General features: G+C 36.4%; 16 protein-coding genes and 1 pseudogene. 9 read left to right on the top strand and 8 right to left on the bottom strand.

The genetic code is table 11. The features are described 5' to 3' along the window. The first annotated feature begins 59 nt into the window (after nt 1-59). The 6 genes and pseudogenes from IPL24_15525 to IPL24_15500 all read left to right on the top strand — a co-directional run bounded on the left by IPL24_15525 (nt 60) and on the right by IPL24_15500 (nt 3,940). Nucleotides 60-437: pseudogene (locus tag IPL24_15525) on the top strand (PAS domain-containing protein). Nucleotides 438-632: 195 nt separating this feature from the next. Continuing rightward, nucleotides 633-1,154, top strand: a complete 522-nt coding sequence (locus IPL24_15520; GenBank protein MBK8365015.1) for a GHKL domain-containing protein — start codon at nt 633-635, stop codon at nt 1,152-1,154. Further along, the gene (locus IPL24_15515) at nt 1,141-1,572 is read left to right on the top strand and encodes a response regulator (protein MBK8365014.1); all 432 of its coding nucleotides are present in this window, start codon (nt 1,141-1,143) and stop codon (nt 1,570-1,572) included. The genes IPL24_15520 and IPL24_15515 overlap by 14 nt, the downstream gene beginning before the upstream one ends. A gap of 50 nt (nt 1,573-1,622) precedes the next feature. Continuing rightward, nucleotides 1,623-2,708, top strand: a complete 1,086-nt coding sequence (locus IPL24_15510; protein ID MBK8365013.1) for a response regulator — start codon at nt 1,623-1,625, stop codon at nt 2,706-2,708. Between the two features lie 100 nt (nt 2,709-2,808). Then, complete coding sequence (locus IPL24_15505; GenBank protein ID MBK8365012.1) at nt 2,809-3,234, top strand: 6-carboxytetrahydropterin synthase; 426 nt, start codon at nt 2,809-2,811, stop codon at nt 3,232-3,234. Nucleotides 3,235-3,373: 139 nt separating this feature from the next. Continuing rightward, nucleotides 3,374-3,940: a fasciclin domain-containing protein gene (locus IPL24_15500; protein ID MBK8365011.1), complete on the top strand. Its 567-nt coding sequence runs from the start codon at nt 3,374-3,376 to the stop codon at nt 3,938-3,940. Nucleotides 3,941-4,013: 73 nt separating this feature from the next. Here the strand turns inward: IPL24_15500 and IPL24_15495 are convergent, their stop codons facing one another. From IPL24_15495 to IPL24_15465, 7 genes are all read right to left on the bottom strand, one after another. Beyond that, on the bottom strand, nt 4,014-4,403 hold the full coding sequence (locus IPL24_15495; GenBank protein ID MBK8365010.1) for a group III truncated hemoglobin: 390 nt from the start codon (nt 4,401-4,403) through the stop codon (nt 4,014-4,016). Between the two features lie 10 nt (nt 4,404-4,413). Further along, the gene (locus IPL24_15490) at nt 4,414-5,181 is read right to left on the bottom strand and encodes an ABC transporter permease subunit (protein MBK8365009.1); all 768 of its coding nucleotides are present in this window, start codon (nt 5,179-5,181) and stop codon (nt 4,414-4,416) included. Further along, entirely contained in the window at nt 5,178-5,888 is a 711-nt protein-coding gene (locus tag IPL24_15485) for an ABC transporter ATP-binding protein (GenBank protein MBK8365008.1), read from the bottom strand. The genes IPL24_15490 and IPL24_15485 overlap by 4 nt, the downstream gene beginning before the upstream one ends. Beyond that, entirely contained in the window at nt 5,885-7,126 is a 1,242-nt protein-coding gene (locus tag IPL24_15480) for a nitrous oxide reductase family maturation protein NosD (GenBank protein MBK8365007.1), read from the bottom strand. The genes IPL24_15485 and IPL24_15480 overlap by 4 nt, the downstream gene beginning before the upstream one ends. Before the next feature lie 5 nt (nt 7,127-7,131). After that, nucleotides 7,132-8,151, bottom strand: coding sequence for a nitrous oxide reductase accessory protein NosL (locus IPL24_15475; protein MBK8365006.1), 1,020 nt, complete (start codon nt 8,149-8,151; stop codon nt 7,132-7,134). Between the two features lie 201 nt (nt 8,152-8,352). After that, a complete protein-coding gene (nosZ, locus tag IPL24_15470; GenBank protein MBK8365005.1) occupies nt 8,353-10,335 on the bottom strand; it encodes a Sec-dependent nitrous-oxide reductase in 1,983 nt (660 codons plus the stop codon). Between the two features lie 39 nt (nt 10,336-10,374). Continuing rightward, on the bottom strand, nt 10,375-10,872 hold the full coding sequence (locus IPL24_15465) for a cytochrome c (protein MBK8365004.1): 498 nt from the start codon (nt 10,870-10,872) through the stop codon (nt 10,375-10,377). A gap of 277 nt (nt 10,873-11,149) precedes the next feature. On the opposite strand from IPL24_15465, the gene IPL24_15460 reads away from it, so the two are divergent. From IPL24_15460 to IPL24_15450, 3 genes are all read left to right on the top strand, one after another. Then, nucleotides 11,150-11,743 (top strand): Crp/Fnr family transcriptional regulator, encoded by a 594-nt coding sequence (locus tag IPL24_15460; GenBank protein ID MBK8365003.1) that lies wholly within the window; start codon nt 11,150-11,152, stop codon nt 11,741-11,743. A 70-nt stretch (nt 11,744-11,813) separates the two neighbouring features. Next, nucleotides 11,814-13,040, top strand: coding sequence for a hypothetical protein (locus IPL24_15455; protein MBK8365002.1), 1,227 nt, complete (start codon nt 11,814-11,816; stop codon nt 13,038-13,040). 138 nt (nt 13,041-13,178) lie between these two features. Then, on the top strand, nt 13,179-13,634 hold the full coding sequence (locus tag IPL24_15450) for a hemerythrin domain-containing protein (GenBank protein ID MBK8365001.1): 456 nt from the start codon (nt 13,179-13,181) through the stop codon (nt 13,632-13,634). Between the two features lie 638 nt (nt 13,635-14,272). Here IPL24_15450 and IPL24_15445 read toward each other — a convergent pair. Continuing rightward, a complete protein-coding gene (locus IPL24_15445; GenBank protein ID MBK8365000.1) occupies nt 14,273-14,902 on the bottom strand; it encodes an alpha-ketoglutarate-dependent dioxygenase AlkB in 630 nt (209 codons plus the stop codon). Between the last annotated feature and the right edge of the window lie 7 nt (nt 14,903-14,909).

The following is a 14,909-nucleotide window of genomic DNA, read 5'->3' as shown; positions in this document are numbered from 1 at the left end:
TCGTTGCAAATCACAGAGACGTAACAGATAAATTTAAATCGCGTGATACAGCCATTGAAATGAACGAAAGATTTTCCATTGTTTCCAAAGCAACACACGATGTAGTATGGGACTGGAATCTTATCACTAATGAAATCTGGTGGAATGAGAATTTTTACACTTTGTTTGGATATGACAAAGATGAAACGGAGCAAAAATTTGAATTCTGGATAAAAAACATAGATGATAATGACAGGGAACGTGTAGAAAAAAAGATCTTTGAATCAATAAAAAACGGAGAAATGTTCTGGACCGATGAATATAAATATCACGGAGGAAATGGCAAAGTGTTTTTCATTCTTGACCGCGGATCTATTATCAGGAATCTGGAAGGTGAGCCGATCAGAATGATAGGTTCAATGGTTAACCTTACTCCTCAAAAGATTGCAGAGGAGAAAGAAAAAAAATATGTAGAAGAGCTGGAACGGTCGAACAAAGAACTGGAGCAATTTGCATACATAGCTTCGCACGATCTTCAGGAGCCATTGCGGATGGTTGGAAGCTATGTGCAACTTATTGAACAGCGATATAAAGGAAAGCTTGATGAAGATGCTGATGAGTTTATCAAATACGCAGTTGATGGCGCAAACAGGATGAAACAACTCATCATCGATCTTCTGAATTATTCGAAGATCAACAGACAACTTCCGGATGTAGAAGTAGATTTAAATACAGTAGTAAAGGATGTTTTGGAGAATCTGAAAACGATCATAGTTGAAAGTAAAACTGAAATTAAAATCGATGAATTACCGGTGATACTTGCGGATAAGACACAAATGATACAGGTATTTCAGAATTTATTAGCCAATGCTGTAAAGTTTCAGGTAAAGGATAATATACCTGAAATTAGAATATCTGCTGAACGTAAAACTGACGAATGGCTATTTTCAGTAAAAGACAATGGAATTGGAATCGATAAAAAATATCATGATAAAGTATTTGTAATTTTCAAACAACTTCACAGCAAGGCTATGTTCAATGGAACAGGGATTGGTCTTGCTGTTGTAAAGAAGATCGTTGAACGGCATGGCGGTACAATCTGGTTTGAATCAGAATTAGGAAAAGGAACAACATTTTATTTCACCTTAAAAGTAAAAAAGCATGAAAGCAGTTGACATTTTATTAGTTGAAGACAACCCGGGCGATGTACGTCTGACACAGGAAGCATTAAATGAAGGGCGAATTGAAAATAAATTGCATGTCGTTTTTGATGGAGTGGAAGCCATTGAATTTTTATCGAAGACAGGAAAGCATAAGAATGCAATTGTTCCGGATCTGATCCTGCTGGATTTAAATTTGCCAAAAATGAATGGGTTGGAAGTTCTGGAAAAAATCAAGAACGACCCTGAGCTCAAATTAATTCCCGTAATTGTACTTACAACATCACAATCAGAGAATGATATACACGCCAGTTATGCAATGCATGTAAATTGTTTCGTAAGTAAGCCGGTAGAATATGATTCATTCATGAGTGTGATCAAGAGCATTGAAGACTTTTGGTTTACCATTGTTAAGCTCCCACAGTTAAATTGAATTTTAAAATTACCTAATATTAAATTTTATTTTTAAAACAGATTTGGAGAATGACAAAGAAAAGTAATATTTTATTAATTGAAGATAATGAAGGGGATGTCCGGTTAATTCTGGAAATGCTAAAGGAGATTGGTATTTCAACAGATTTACTGATTGTAAATTCCGGATTAAAGGATGCGCTTGAAATTGAAATTCCACCAGATGGCATTTCGCTTGTTTTGCTCGATCTTACTTTGCCTGACAGTGATGGTGTGCAAACAGTTAGCGAGATCAGAAAAAAATTTCCGAATAGTGTCATAGTAATTTTGACGGGGATGTCTGATGAGCACATTGCTTTAAGTGCATTACGTGAAGGTGCACAGGACTATCTGATCAAAGGGGAAAGCAGCAGCAAGGAGTTAGATAAGGTAATTCGTTTTTCAACCGAACGCCAATCGATCATTACCAGTCTGAATCAAAGCAATTCTGAATTGAAAGCTACAAAGGAAGAACTTCGGGAACTGGCATCACATCTTCAAAGCATTCGTGAAGAAGAAAGAACGACAATATCCAGAGAGATCCATGACGAATTAGGACAGCAGCTAACAGGCTTGAAGATGGATGTAGCGTGGATGAAAAAGAGAATTGATTCTAACGAGAAAGAAGTTATTGAAAAGTTCAAAGACATCAATCAAATGATCGACGACACAGTAAAAGCTGTTCGAAGAATTGCTTATGAACTTCGCCCGGGAATTTTGGATGATCTCGGATTGAATGCAGCATTGGAATGGCATAGTATAGAGTTTCAGAAACGGACCGGTATAGAAAGCTCTTTCCATTCAGGCATCGACGACACAACATTACATAAAGATATTGTGACAAGCATCTTCAGGATCTACCAGGAATCGTTGACAAATATCATCCGTCACTCACAAGCAACCACTGTTAAAAGTACACTTGAATCTGATTCTGAAAATTACATCCTCAATATCCAGGATAACGGAAAAGGTTTCAACCAGAAAGACGCCGGAAATAAAAACACTCTGGGTTTACTAGGCATGCGCGAACGATCGAGTATGATCTCAGGTACATTAAAGATAGAGAGTGTTCCTAATATGGGAACTTCGATTGTGTTGAAGGTGCCGAGAGGTGTTTAGAAATTGGTTTTTGAAATTCCGTATTAATGAAATTCATGACTTGGTGTGACTAAGGTCATTTGAATCGCTTCGGCATTGGACCAAATTGTCCTTAAAAAAAATGCTGAGTATTACCAAGATCTTTAATTTTGAAATGGCGCATGCGATAAATGGATATGACGGTGCCTGCAAACATATTCATGGACACTCTTATCAGTTGTTTGTGTCAGTTTCATTTGCAAAAAATGATTCAGAATATATTGCACCGCCGGGTTTCATTATTGATTTTAAGTTGTTGAAGCAAATTGTAGGGAAAGTTGTTGTAAGTGTGCTGGATCATAAGTTGGTTTTGTCGAAAGAATTCCTTGCCAACAAACCCTATGTAGAGGTACTGGAAAATCTGATCGTGTGGGATTTTGAACCAACAGTTGAAAATATATTGTTGTTTATTAAAGTTGCAGTAAGCAGTGAATTGCCAAGAGAACTAAGATTAACCGGGTTGAAATTATATGAAACAAAAGATTCGTATTCTGAGTGGAAGCCTTAACATGATCTTTCGCATGTGTCAACTGTTTTGATTAAAATTTCAAGCTCTTCCATATGAATAATATCATTTATGATTGCAATCATAATCCCTTCATCGTGTGACAAATTACATTTAAGATCAAATGATAATTTTAACCATTATGCAAAAGACCACAAAAATTTTAATCGGAGCAGGAATTTTACTTGCTTCGTTTTCCTGTAGTAATTCAGGGGAAGAAAAATCAGAATCAAATGCGACTGCGGAACAACAAGAGTCTGTTGTCGGGCAGTCAGGTGTACAAGACGATGTATCCGCAAAAAATGTCGTTCAGGTTGCTTCGGGAAGTAAAGACCATTCAACATTAGTTGCTGCAGTTAAAGCTGCTGAACTGGTTGATGTATTGAGTAATGCAGGGCCCTTTACTGTATTCGCACCAACGAATGCAGCTTTCGACAAATTACCTGCAGGTACGGTAGATGGTTTGTTGAAACCTGAAGCAAAGGAATCGTTGCAGGATATTCTTCAGTATCACGTTTCGGTTGGCGTATATCAGGCAGATGCTTTGATGGACGGACAAACTTTAGGACAAGTAAATGGAGGGAATTTGACAATCACAAAAGTTGATGGAAAAATTATGATTAACGGTAAAGCTACAATTGTTGCGTCAATTCAGGCATCAAATGGTGTGATCCACGTTATTGATGAAGTATTACTACAATCGAAATAGAATTGTTTATTTAATATCAGGTTGAATTGAAAAATGTAAGAGTGATTCATCAGAGAAATATTCTCATGATGGGTCACTCTTTTTTTGAAGCAGATTCAGATAATTTTACCTGCATGACCGTAGCTATACTCAATGCTCTTTGTTTTGCACGTTCTGCGTTTTCTCCTTCAAATAACTCATCGATTGTCAAATTAAAGAGGTGAGTCCACCTTCTGAAATGTTCAGCTTTTAATTCAATTAAATTGTTTAAGTGTCTGTGGACATTCATTGGGTCGCCATTGTATTTTCCTGAGAAGAAAAGAACATTCTCCCAGAAGTCATACATAATTGGCAGATGTTTTTCCCAATTCACTTTTGCAATATCAGTAAAGATGAAGCCAATTTTTTCATCAGCTAAAACTTTATCATAAAAAGATTTTATTGCAAGTTCTATATCGGGGCGTCCGGAAATGTCTTTTTTCATGTTGATTTTTTTACAGGTCTTTAGTCCTGAATTTTTTTGTAGAAATTAATAACGGGACAATAGCCCATAATGAGAGTGCCAGGAGGGCAACTCCAAAACCAAGAGTGGTACCAAAAAAATCTTTGAAGACTGCACCTGTGTATCCCATTAATGCAGATACATCTAGCCTCAGCAATACAATGATACGACTAAGATCAATCGGATTCAAACCACTGATAGCCATCATCATTTTTTCCAACGGATATTCTGCAAATTGAAATAGGAGAAATAAAACCAATCCGTCGAAGATCAATGCAAAGTAGAGCCATAACAAAATGGACTTTCCAATACCTTTTGCCTTGTCGCGGGTTGTGACTGTTGCCAGCAATGCAATTGAGACAAAGATCACGGATAATAAACACCCGGTAATAACAAGAATTAAACCGGTTGATGTCGGTTCATATATCAATACCGGAATTCCACAGCCGATAAGAAATGATAGACAAAGTGAAAATGCAAGTCCTGTGAAAAGACTTAGCCAGATGTATTTTCTTTTTAGAGGCTGACAGATCAGTAATTCAATGAACTCGGAACAATTGTAGACGTAGATAGTTGAAAAAATTATTGAGATCAACGGCACTATGAATAAGATAATATTCAGCAGGCTTAGTAATCCTTTTGCAGTGTTTTCTTCAAAACTGAATAAAGTAAACGTAACGATGAATAAAAACAAAGTATAAAAAATTACAGTCTTATTCCTTAGAATATCGATTACAAAATATTTGAAAACTTTATTCATATTGCTTCGTGCATTAATGTAGAAATTGCTTTCGAAAGTTTTGCCTGTCCGCTTTCATTCTTCAACTCATCTATTTTTTTGTAAAACCGGATCTTACCATCCTGCATATAGATCAGATGACTGATCAGTTCGTCGAGTTCGCTAAGAATATGTGAGGTAATTATTATCAGCTTTCCTTTTTTATTTTCCTTGATTATTTTTTCTTTGAGTATGTCGGCAGAAAGCGGATCAAGTCCTGCTGTAGGTTCATCAAGAATCAAAACGTTGGCATTGAATAGAAAAGCAAGTGCAGCACTTACCTTTTGCCGTGTTCCTCCGGAGAGGGTGCGCATCCGTTTATCAAATATTTTTTTGAGTTCAAAATTATTGATCAGTTCTTCATCAAATGTTGAATCTTTTGACTTACGGATATCTTTCATCATTTCAAAGATCTGTCCGATGGTCATGTTGTCAGGATATCGTCCTATTTGCGGCATGTAGCCGATCTCTGCTCTATATTCAAAATCGTTTTTGATTGATTTTCCTTTAAATAGAATTTCTCCTTTTTCAGGAACAACCATTCCAAGTATTGATTTAATGAGAGTAGTTTTTCCGCTGCCATTTGGACCAATCAATGCAATACATTGCCCTTTCTCGCACGTTAAATTAATATCTTTAAGTGCCTGAAACTTCGCAAAGTTTTTTGATATGTTTTTAAGTTCTATCATAATGCAATGGGTTTCATAAACGGGTGTTCGTCTTTCAGGTTTTCAGGAATCAAAGTTGGAATAATTCTTTCGGTTTTATCAAGCAAGGTAACCATAATGCTTCGGAATAAGATCATTGTTTGCGGGTTGTTTTCTATTATCATAGAGAACATACTCACAGGACGGAAAGGTACATCTCCCAAATTATCTTTGTTCAAATCATAGCCCTCGTATTTGTCCCAGTAATTATTATTGAAAGTATTCAACACAAGAGTTCCATTAGTTCCAATATCAAATGTGTTTCCGAAAAAGTTATTCCGGCTTACATTAACATCCATACAACTTGCCTGGATTTTAATTGCCCAACCATTATTTTTGAAAATATTTTTACAGAGCTGAATTCTGCTTGCACCTTCCATGTGAATTCCGCTGGTATTTTTTACAAAGGTATTCCCTTCAATATAACTGTCAGATATTTCTTTTAGCAAAAGACCATAAGCGGCATCGCCCCAGTTGTCTTCAAAAACATTGTTATACATTTTTACACCATGTGTATACATTACAGCAACACCGGCACCATTACCACTGAAAATATTGCAGATGTATGAATCATTGTGCGAGAACATAAAATGCAAACCATATCGCATATTTGAAAGCGAATTATTTCGCCAGATAATAGAGTTGGTTACAAATTCAAAATAAATACCATCACGATGACCACGGATTGTATTTCCTATGATCTGCATACTATCACTTTTCCAGCAATGAATACCGTTACCGATTTCCTGTTCTTGTTTTCCGTAGGCAGTAAGTTTATTGTTTTTGATGATGCAGTTCTTCGCATACTGTGCATAGATGCCGAAAAATGTATCATCGATTATATTGTTCTCGATAGTTACATTGTTTGAGTCGTAGATTTTGATTCCGGCAGGATCTTCTAAAGTAGCATATCCGGAATGTTGAATTTTAAAACTATTCAGTGTAACATTTCCGGCTTTGATCGAAACGATCTCATATTTGCCTTCGCCATCAATTACCGGAAAATTATTTCCAAACAATACAAGTTGCTTATCAATAATAAGATTTTTTTCAAAATAAATTCCTTGATCTACTATAATGGTGTCTCCATCGATTGAACTACTAACAGCCCCTTGAATGGTTTTAATGTTTTTATTTGCTCCAACATGAAGTGTTTTCGCAAGTGCGGCATGACAAACAAAAATTATTGAAAGAAGGGTTACAGTAAAAAAGATTCTCATTATTATTATTGCTTAATGATCTCACTCCATGAAATTTCCTGTGCCTGTAAGTTGGTCAGATAGTAATTCAGCGAATCTTTATTTGAGACAGAAGCGATATTGCCACCCATTGGACTCCTTAGATTTTCTGTCTCGAAAAAAAAGCAATCTTTTACATCTGTCAATTGATGTGTTGAAGAAAAATCTACTGAATAGATAGCACTGATTTTTTCAGCAGCTATGGGATTTTCTTTCAGATCAGAGACCATACATGAAATATCATCATATTTTAATGCCTTACCTTTTTTTGTCAGAATCTCAGCACCAAAGCGTGGATTACTGATTGTCATTTTGCAGAATGAACAATTGTCAGAACCCAGTTTTAAAGGTTGAGGAGAAATGGAACAAGAGTATAAAGCAAAAGATATCAGTATCAGAGTTAATGCAGGATTTATTTTTTTAGAAAGTTTATACATTCTGTGATCTAAAATTATACAGAATAATGCAGTTGCGCCGGCAATAATAAATAGCCAGCCACCAATATCAGGAATAGAATAAGCTCCGAAATTCAATAGTTGCTTAAAGCCGATCAAAGGCGGCTGATATGCCATTCCCGGGACAATTATAGCAGCCTCAGGATTTAAATTGTGACCGTAATCGTATTCCCATTTCCAGAAATCTGCCATAGCAATGACTCCGAACGCAACGAACAGAGCGAACAGAGTGAATAATAGTTTTCTGCTTTTCGTAATTCCTGCTGTTATAAAGAACAGTCCGAAGAAGGAAATGATGAAAGGCAAAATTTTGAATTCGACAAAATCATCTTCATGCAATGTTTTCATTCCTATATAATGATTCAGGCCATTTATGATATCGACATTACCTCCGAGCTTGTCTGCATAAATAAGTAACCGCAATCCTTCCGGATATTGCGGGGCATCAAGATCAATGCGCCACATTGGTACAAACAAAATTACAAAAAGTAATACTCCGGAAACAATCAGCAATACACTGATCAGTGAAGACAACTTGGTTTGATTTTTCATTTTGCTATTGATTTAATTTATAAAAAAAGGCGAGTTGAAATTTCCTGTAATCGGTTTACATTCTCATATCTCTCATTTGAGAATGCAATTGGTTAAAGGATTCAACTCGCCACTTTGATTTTTGACCGGGATTTAAAGGATTGCTGGGATTACCTGGATTCTGCACTTGCATTCAAAGAAATCCATTAATCCAATAATCCATTAATCCTGGTTTTCTTTGGCCGGTTGATTTTTACCTGTGCTGAACATCAGCGGTACATTACTTCCTGCAGGAGAAACGCGAACGTATCCTTGCATTTCCTGATGCAATGCACTGCAGAAATCAGTACAATACATTGGATAGATTCCAACTTTTCCCGGAATCCATTTTAGTGTTTGAGTTTCACCCGGCATGATGAGTAATTCTGCATTGTCGGCGCCTTTTATTGCAAATCCATGTGGTACATCCCAGTCTTGTTCAAGATTGGTAACGTGGAAATAAACTTCATCGCCCATCCTTACTCCTTCAATATTATCCGGAGCAAAATGTGAACGGATTGCTGTAGCATACACGTGAACTTTATTTCCTTCACGTACAACTTTTGCAGTCGCTTCACCTTTTGATACATAAGGATTTTGATTTTCTTCTATCTTGAAGATCTTAACAGAATTGTTTTTAATTTTATCTGCAGCAATAGCCTGAGCATAATGCGGCTCACCAATTGTCGGGAAGTCGAGTATCAACTGCATCTTATCACCGGAAATATCGAACAGTTGTGCGCTTTGTGCTAACTCAGGTCCTGTTGGCAGATAACGGTCTTTTGTGATCTTGTTGTATGCAATAAGATATTTCGGATTTGGTTTTCTGCTATCACCACCCGGAATACACAAGTGACCAACAGAATAAAATGTACTCGCTCTGTCTAACACTTTCAGGTCTTTAATATTCCATTTTACTATTTCAGATGAAACGAAGAATGAAGTATATGCATTTCCTTTTCCATCAAACTCTGTATGAAGTGGACCAAGTCCCGGTTTTTTAACTTCTCCATAAAGAACAGATTCATATTTTATAACCGGAATGCCTTCAAATTCTCCTGCATAATCTTTCGCTGCAATTGCTTTCTGCATTTTATCAAAACTAAATACAGGAATTAATGCAGCCAGTTTTCCGCTACCTACAATATATTCTCCTGAAGGATCAACATCACAACCGTGAGGTGATTTCGGACATGGAATAAAATAGCAGATGTCTTTCAATTCTTTTGAATCAAGAACAGTTACATCTGTAAGAATTTCAGAAGTGGCAGTATGAGTAACATCGCTATAGGTGTTATGAGCATATCTCACTTTTTGTTTTTTTCCTTTTCCTGCTTTAATATATTCTTCTGCTTTTTTCCAGTTCACAGCCATAATGAAATCTTTATCCCGTTGAGATGCATTTACTTCCAGCAAAGTGTTTGCTTGTTCAGTATTATAGCAAGAGAAGAAGAACCAGCCATGAGATTTACCTTTACCTGAGTGACTCAAATCGAAATTCACTCCGGGACATTCTATCTGAAAAGCAATAGCCATTTTTCCATCTGTCTTATCGACACTTATAAAGCTAAGAGTTCCTTTGAAGTTTTTCTTGTAGCTGTTGATCGGAACGTCTCCGTTTTTATCATCCGGTGGAACACTGAATCGCGTTCCTGCAATTACATATTCTGTATTCTCTGTGATGAATGGAGAAGAGTGATTACCGCCTGAATTAGGAAGTTCAATGATCTCAGCAGTTCTGAAAGTTGTAAGATCAATTCGGGCTACACGTGGAGTGTTGTTTGCATTTCCAAATAACCAACGACCATCAACTTCACCATTTGTTTGTGAAAGTTCCGGATGGTGAAGATCATCCCATGGAACCATTCCATGAGAAGTATTTAACATAGGCTTTGATTCTTCAGAATAACCATATCCTTTTTCAGGATCGACAGAGAAAACAGGTACAACACGCAGCAATCTTCCTGATGGTAATCCGTAAACAGCCATTTGACCGCTGAAACCTCCACTGACGAAATTGTAGAATTCATCATACTTGCCGGGAGCAACGTATGCTTTAGCAGCAGCATCGCCACTGATAGCATTTCCTGCGTTCTTAGGTTTGCAGGCAAATAGAGAACCAAGAGCAATGATCACTGCTAATGAAACCACTTTATTGTTTTTCATAATCTTTATTGATTAGTTGTTTTTTTCGTGTGGGATAAATTATTTGACGCCATCATTTTCGCGCATGAACTCAAGTAATGCACGTGCATCTGAGTCGCTCAGACTTTGATTTGGCATTCTAACAAGACAAATTTCAAGTTGAGCCTGCACTTTAGGATCTTTATCGATCATAGCATCAGTGTTAGTAATAAAGTTCAGGATCCAATCCGGCTGATGACGTCCTGAAACACCTTTCCATCCCGGTCCTACAAGTCTTTCATCTGTTAATTTGTGACAAGAGGAACATTTGATGTCGTATGCTTTTTTTCCATCCGCTGCCATTGCAACATCAAGTTTATCAGCTATCATTACATCTTTAAACTTACCTTCACCACGGTTCGGGTCGTAAGATGGATTTGCATTCGTAGCAGATTCAGATCCTGAAGCAGGAGTCGTTTCAGTTGTTGCTGAATCTTGTGATTTATTTTCACTGCCACCACAAGCAGCAATAAGGGCGATGATTGAAAATGCAGTGCAAAGAGAGAGTAGTTTTTTCATGAGGATTTGTTTATATTGTGATTACAAGCGCAATATTACCATGCACTTGGAACGGTATTTTATGAGTTGAATCATAATGATGTAAAGCATAAAAATGATGTTGTATTTATAGTTGAATTTTGTTTAATAATGATTTTACTTGTGTGAAATTGACTTAAAAACGAATAAAGGGGTCCTTGTTTTATATTTTGTATGATGCAAATCATACAACTCAATGAAAAAGTTCATATTTTGTTTTTTAGATCAATTGTAATTTTCATTTTTAATTATAGTAATGATGATAGATTTGGACATATTGCTTGCTTGGGGTGGGACTTATAAATCATATAAGGCAGGTGAATTGATTTTTGAAGAGGGGGCAATATGCAGTTGCTATCATCAATTAGTAGAAGGAGAAGTAAAATGGATCAATTATAATGATGATGGTAAAGAGTTTATTCAAACCCTGATCGATCCGGGAGAAAGTTTCGGAGAGATTCCACTCTTTGATGATGAACCATATGTGGCAAGTGCAATTGCACTCGAAAATTCACTTATTATAAAATTACCTAAGCATTTGTTTGTCCAGATATTGAAAGAAAACACAGATCTAAGTTTTAAATTTGCTGCCATGCTGGCCAACCGATTAAGATTTAAGTTCATGTTGCTTAAAACAAATGCATTCGAAAATCCGGAGAACAGAGTCATAGCATTGCTGACGTATTACAAAAAGAAGAAATGTATTCAAGGGGAGAATAGTGTAAGAGTTAATTTGACAAGACAGCAAATTGCAAATATGACCGGACTAAGAGTTGAAACTGTTATCAGAACAATCCGGCATTTGAATGATCTGGGAAGTCTGGATATTAAGAATGGTAAAGTTTTTATTTGATTATGATTGAGGTCATACTGATTCATGCTGTGTAGAGAAGAAATTTGCGTTTCAGAATATCAGATTCAAAATGGTCTCAGAAGTATCCAGATGGTTTCGCATTTCACTTTTAAATTTGGCGATTGTTGCATTCATAGGAGTTTTACTGCGTTACAAAATTGCATTTTCCCTTCCCTTTCTTGATCAGCATTATTTATTGCATGGCCATTCTCATTTTGCATTTGCAGGGTGGATCACTCAGGCGCTAATGACGCTGATGGTTTCTTATCTTTTTGTCAGTGGACAGACTGCTGCATTTAAGAAATATAGAAACCTACTTGTACTCAACCTGATCACGGCGTACGGAATGGTAATTTCGTTTCCACTACAGGGATATGCTTTTTTTTCAATTGTGTTTTCTACACTTTCTATTTTTGTTTCTTATGGATTTGCATTTTCTTTTTGGAAAGACCTGAATGAACTGAAAGATGAAAGGATCAGTAAATGGTGGTTTAAGGGGTCACTCATATTTAGTGTGATTTCGTCCATCGGACCATTTTCACTTTCATATATGATGGCTTCAGATAATCTGCATGAAAAGTGGTATCTCGCTTCAATATATTTTTTTCTGCATTTCCAGTATAATGGCTGGTTCTTTTTTGCATGTATGGGTTTGCTGGTTCACAGACTGGAGTTGATGGGAATTCATTCAGATATTTTCAAAAAAAGTTTTCTATATTTTTTCGCTGCATGTATTCCTGCTTATTTTTTATCCGTACTATGGATTCCGATACATACTATAATCTATTTGATCGTAATAATTTCAGCACTGGTCCAGATGTATGGATGGATTCTGTTTCTGAAATTGATCAGAGCGAATATTGAAAAGCTGAAAATAAATTTAAGTAAAATATCACGGGTCTTAATGATAACATCAGGACTTGCATTGTCGATCAAGCTTCTTTTACAGACCGGTTCAACACATCCGCAGTTGAGTCAGATTGCTTTCGGATTCAGGCCTATTGTTATTGGATATCTGCATTTAGTTTTACTTGGAATGATAACTTTGTTTATTATAGGATATGCAATTTCTCAAAAGGTAATTACTATTACAAAAAGTGCACAAAACGCAATAATTATTTTTGTTGCAGGAGTTATTGTCAATGAAGTGATACTAATGTTACAGGGAGTACAGGCCATGCAAAATGAAAGCATACCTTTGGTTCATTATTATCTCTTCGGAATTGCTTTAGTTATGTTCACGGGGATTGTGAGTCTGGTAGTGACGCAGTTTTCACGAATGGGATTAAAGGGGTGATGGAAAAATTTTACCGGGATTTGATGGATTTATGGATTTCCTGGACAATATCGAATGCAAGAACATATATTTTTATAAATCCATTAAATCCCGGTATTAGACACACAGTACTTAATTATTTTCTCATTCAACATCATTATGACAACACCAATTAAAAGACACAACTCTCTCCAGCCTTTAAGCCGCGATCATCATGATGGTTTATTATTGAAATGGAAGATCAATAAAGGCCTATCAAAAGGAGTTGATGTTAGCCGGATCCAAAAGTATGTTGATTGGTTTTTTAAGGAGCATCTCATTCCACATTTCCGGATTGAAGAGGATCATTTATTTACGATCGACAAAGAAAGCAGTTCTGTTAAACAAGCATTTTTGCAGCACGAAGAGTTGGTTGAAATTTTTAATATTGAAATTAAGGACGCAGAGACATTAGTTAAAATCGGCGACTTACTTGAAGAACACATTCGTTTTGAAGAACGTGTATTGTTCAATGAACTTCAATCAAAAGCCACAGAATCAGAATTGAAAGAGATCGAAGTTTTGCATTATAAAGGAACTTCGTGTGATCTTGTGGAGGATAAATTCTGGGTTTGATACCTAAGGAATTTTCGGGTATTCTGCGCAACTCTGCGGGAATTAATACTGCTTATTATTTCCCGCAGAGTTGCGCAGAATCCTCAGAAAATCCGCAGATATCTCTTCGAGATGAAAAATTGTTTTTTCAATTAAATTCATTCAAACAAACCACATCAATTACCAATTATTTATTCCATTTAATTCCGCAGGAATTTCTGCGGTTTTTCTGCGGATTCTGCGCAACTCTGCGGGAAATAAAAACCGGATCATTTTTCCCGCAGACTTGCGCAGAATCCGCAGAAAATCCGCAGAGATCTCTTCGAGATGAAAAATTATTTGTTCAATTAAATTCCTTCAAACAAACCACATCAATTACCAATTATTTATTCCATTTAATTCCGCAGGAATTTCTGCGGTTTTTCTGCGGATTCTGCGCAACTCTGCGGGAAATAAAAACCGGATCATATTTCCCGCAGAGTTGCGCAGAATCCGCAGAAAATCCGCAGAGATCTCTTCGAGATGAAAAATTATTTGTTCAATTAAATTCCTTCAAACAAACCACATCAATTACCAATTATTTATTCCATTTAATTCCGCAGGAATTTCTGCGGTTTTTCTGCGTATTCTGCGCTACTCTGCGGGAAATAAAAACCGGATCATATTTCCCGCATATCACTCTCTATTGTCCGGAACGTAAGATTAACCCTTGGCTTCAAAGTTGATTTAGTAGGCGGTAGTCTGTGTAACCAGTTTGTCTGCGTTTCGTCTTTCATCACAAGTAAACTTCCGTGTTCTAAAATTAGCGATACAACTTCTTTTGTTTCTTTATGTTTGAAAGCAAATTTTCTTTCTGCACCGAAACTTAGCGAACCGATAGCTCCGTTTTTTTTCAGATCTTTTTCTCCATCGCTATGCCAAGCCATTCCTTCTTCACCGGTATGATACAAATTAAGCAGGCATGAATTAAAAGTTTCATTTGTTTTTTCTTCAACAGCATTTTTTAATTCCAGCAATTCTTTTGTCCAGGGAAGTGCATGCTTGGTTACATTTGAATATGTATATTCAAATTCAGTACTTCCATACCAGGCAACTTTACGTTTGGTGACAATGAGTTTTCCGAACATTACGGCTTCGTCGTTTTTCCACTCAATGTTACTCAGCAATTTTTCAAGATAATAGTCAGATCTTTCTATTGAAAAAATCTTACCGAAATAGTTTACTGTCCCGTCTTTTGGCAATAAATTACTTTCAGAATCCCTGAACAGATCGATTTTATTTGAATTCATTTTTTGT

It is taken from the genome of Bacteroidota bacterium (genome assembly GCA_016711505.1).
GTDB lineage: Bacteria > Bacteroidota > Bacteroidia > AKYH767-A > 2013-40CM-41-45 > JADKIH01.
This window is presented reverse-complemented; position numbering and strand designations above follow the sequence as displayed.

Excerpts from the sequence above, each read along its gene's own strand:
- IPL24_15520 (MBK8365015.1), top strand. The coding sequence starts at position 633 with ATGAAACAACTCATCATCGATCTTCTGAATTATTCGAAGATCAACAGA.
- IPL24_15515 (MBK8365014.1), top strand. The coding sequence starts at position 1,141 with ATGAAAGCAGTTGACATTTTATTAGTTGAAGACAACCCGGGCGATGTA.
- IPL24_15510 (MBK8365013.1), top strand. The coding sequence starts at position 1,623 with ATGACAAAGAAAAGTAATATTTTATTAATTGAAGATAATGAAGGGGAT.
- IPL24_15505 (MBK8365012.1), top strand. The coding sequence starts at position 2,809 with ATGCTGAGTATTACCAAGATCTTTAATTTTGAAATGGCGCATGCGATA.
- IPL24_15500 (MBK8365011.1), top strand. The coding sequence starts at position 3,374 with ATGCAAAAGACCACAAAAATTTTAATCGGAGCAGGAATTTTACTTGCT.
- IPL24_15495 (MBK8365010.1), bottom strand. The coding sequence starts at position 4,403 with ATGAAAAAAGACATTTCCGGACGCCCCGATATAGAACTTGCAATAAAA.
- IPL24_15490 (MBK8365009.1), bottom strand. The coding sequence starts at position 5,181 with ATGAATAAAGTTTTCAAATATTTTGTAATCGATATTCTAAGGAATAAG.
- IPL24_15485 (MBK8365008.1), bottom strand. The coding sequence starts at position 5,888 with ATGATAGAACTTAAAAACATATCAAAAAACTTTGCGAAGTTTCAGGCA.
- IPL24_15480 (MBK8365007.1), bottom strand. The coding sequence starts at position 7,126 with ATGAGAATCTTTTTTACTGTAACCCTTCTTTCAATAATTTTTGTTTGT.
- IPL24_15475 (MBK8365006.1), bottom strand. The coding sequence starts at position 8,151 with ATGAAAAATCAAACCAAGTTGTCTTCACTGATCAGTGTATTGCTGATT.
- nosZ (MBK8365005.1), bottom strand. The coding sequence starts at position 10,335 with ATGAAAAACAATAAAGTGGTTTCATTAGCAGTGATCATTGCTCTTGGT.
- IPL24_15465 (MBK8365004.1), bottom strand. The coding sequence starts at position 10,872 with ATGAAAAAACTACTCTCTCTTTGCACTGCATTTTCAATCATCGCCCTT.
- IPL24_15460 (MBK8365003.1), top strand. The coding sequence starts at position 11,150 with ATGATAGATTTGGACATATTGCTTGCTTGGGGTGGGACTTATAAATCA.
- IPL24_15455 (MBK8365002.1), top strand. The coding sequence starts at position 11,814 with ATGGTCTCAGAAGTATCCAGATGGTTTCGCATTTCACTTTTAAATTTG.
- IPL24_15450 (MBK8365001.1), top strand. The coding sequence starts at position 13,179 with ATGACAACACCAATTAAAAGACACAACTCTCTCCAGCCTTTAAGCCGC.
- IPL24_15445 (MBK8365000.1), bottom strand. The coding sequence starts at position 14,902 with ATGAATTCAAATAAAATCGATCTGTTCAGGGATTCTGAAAGTAATTTA.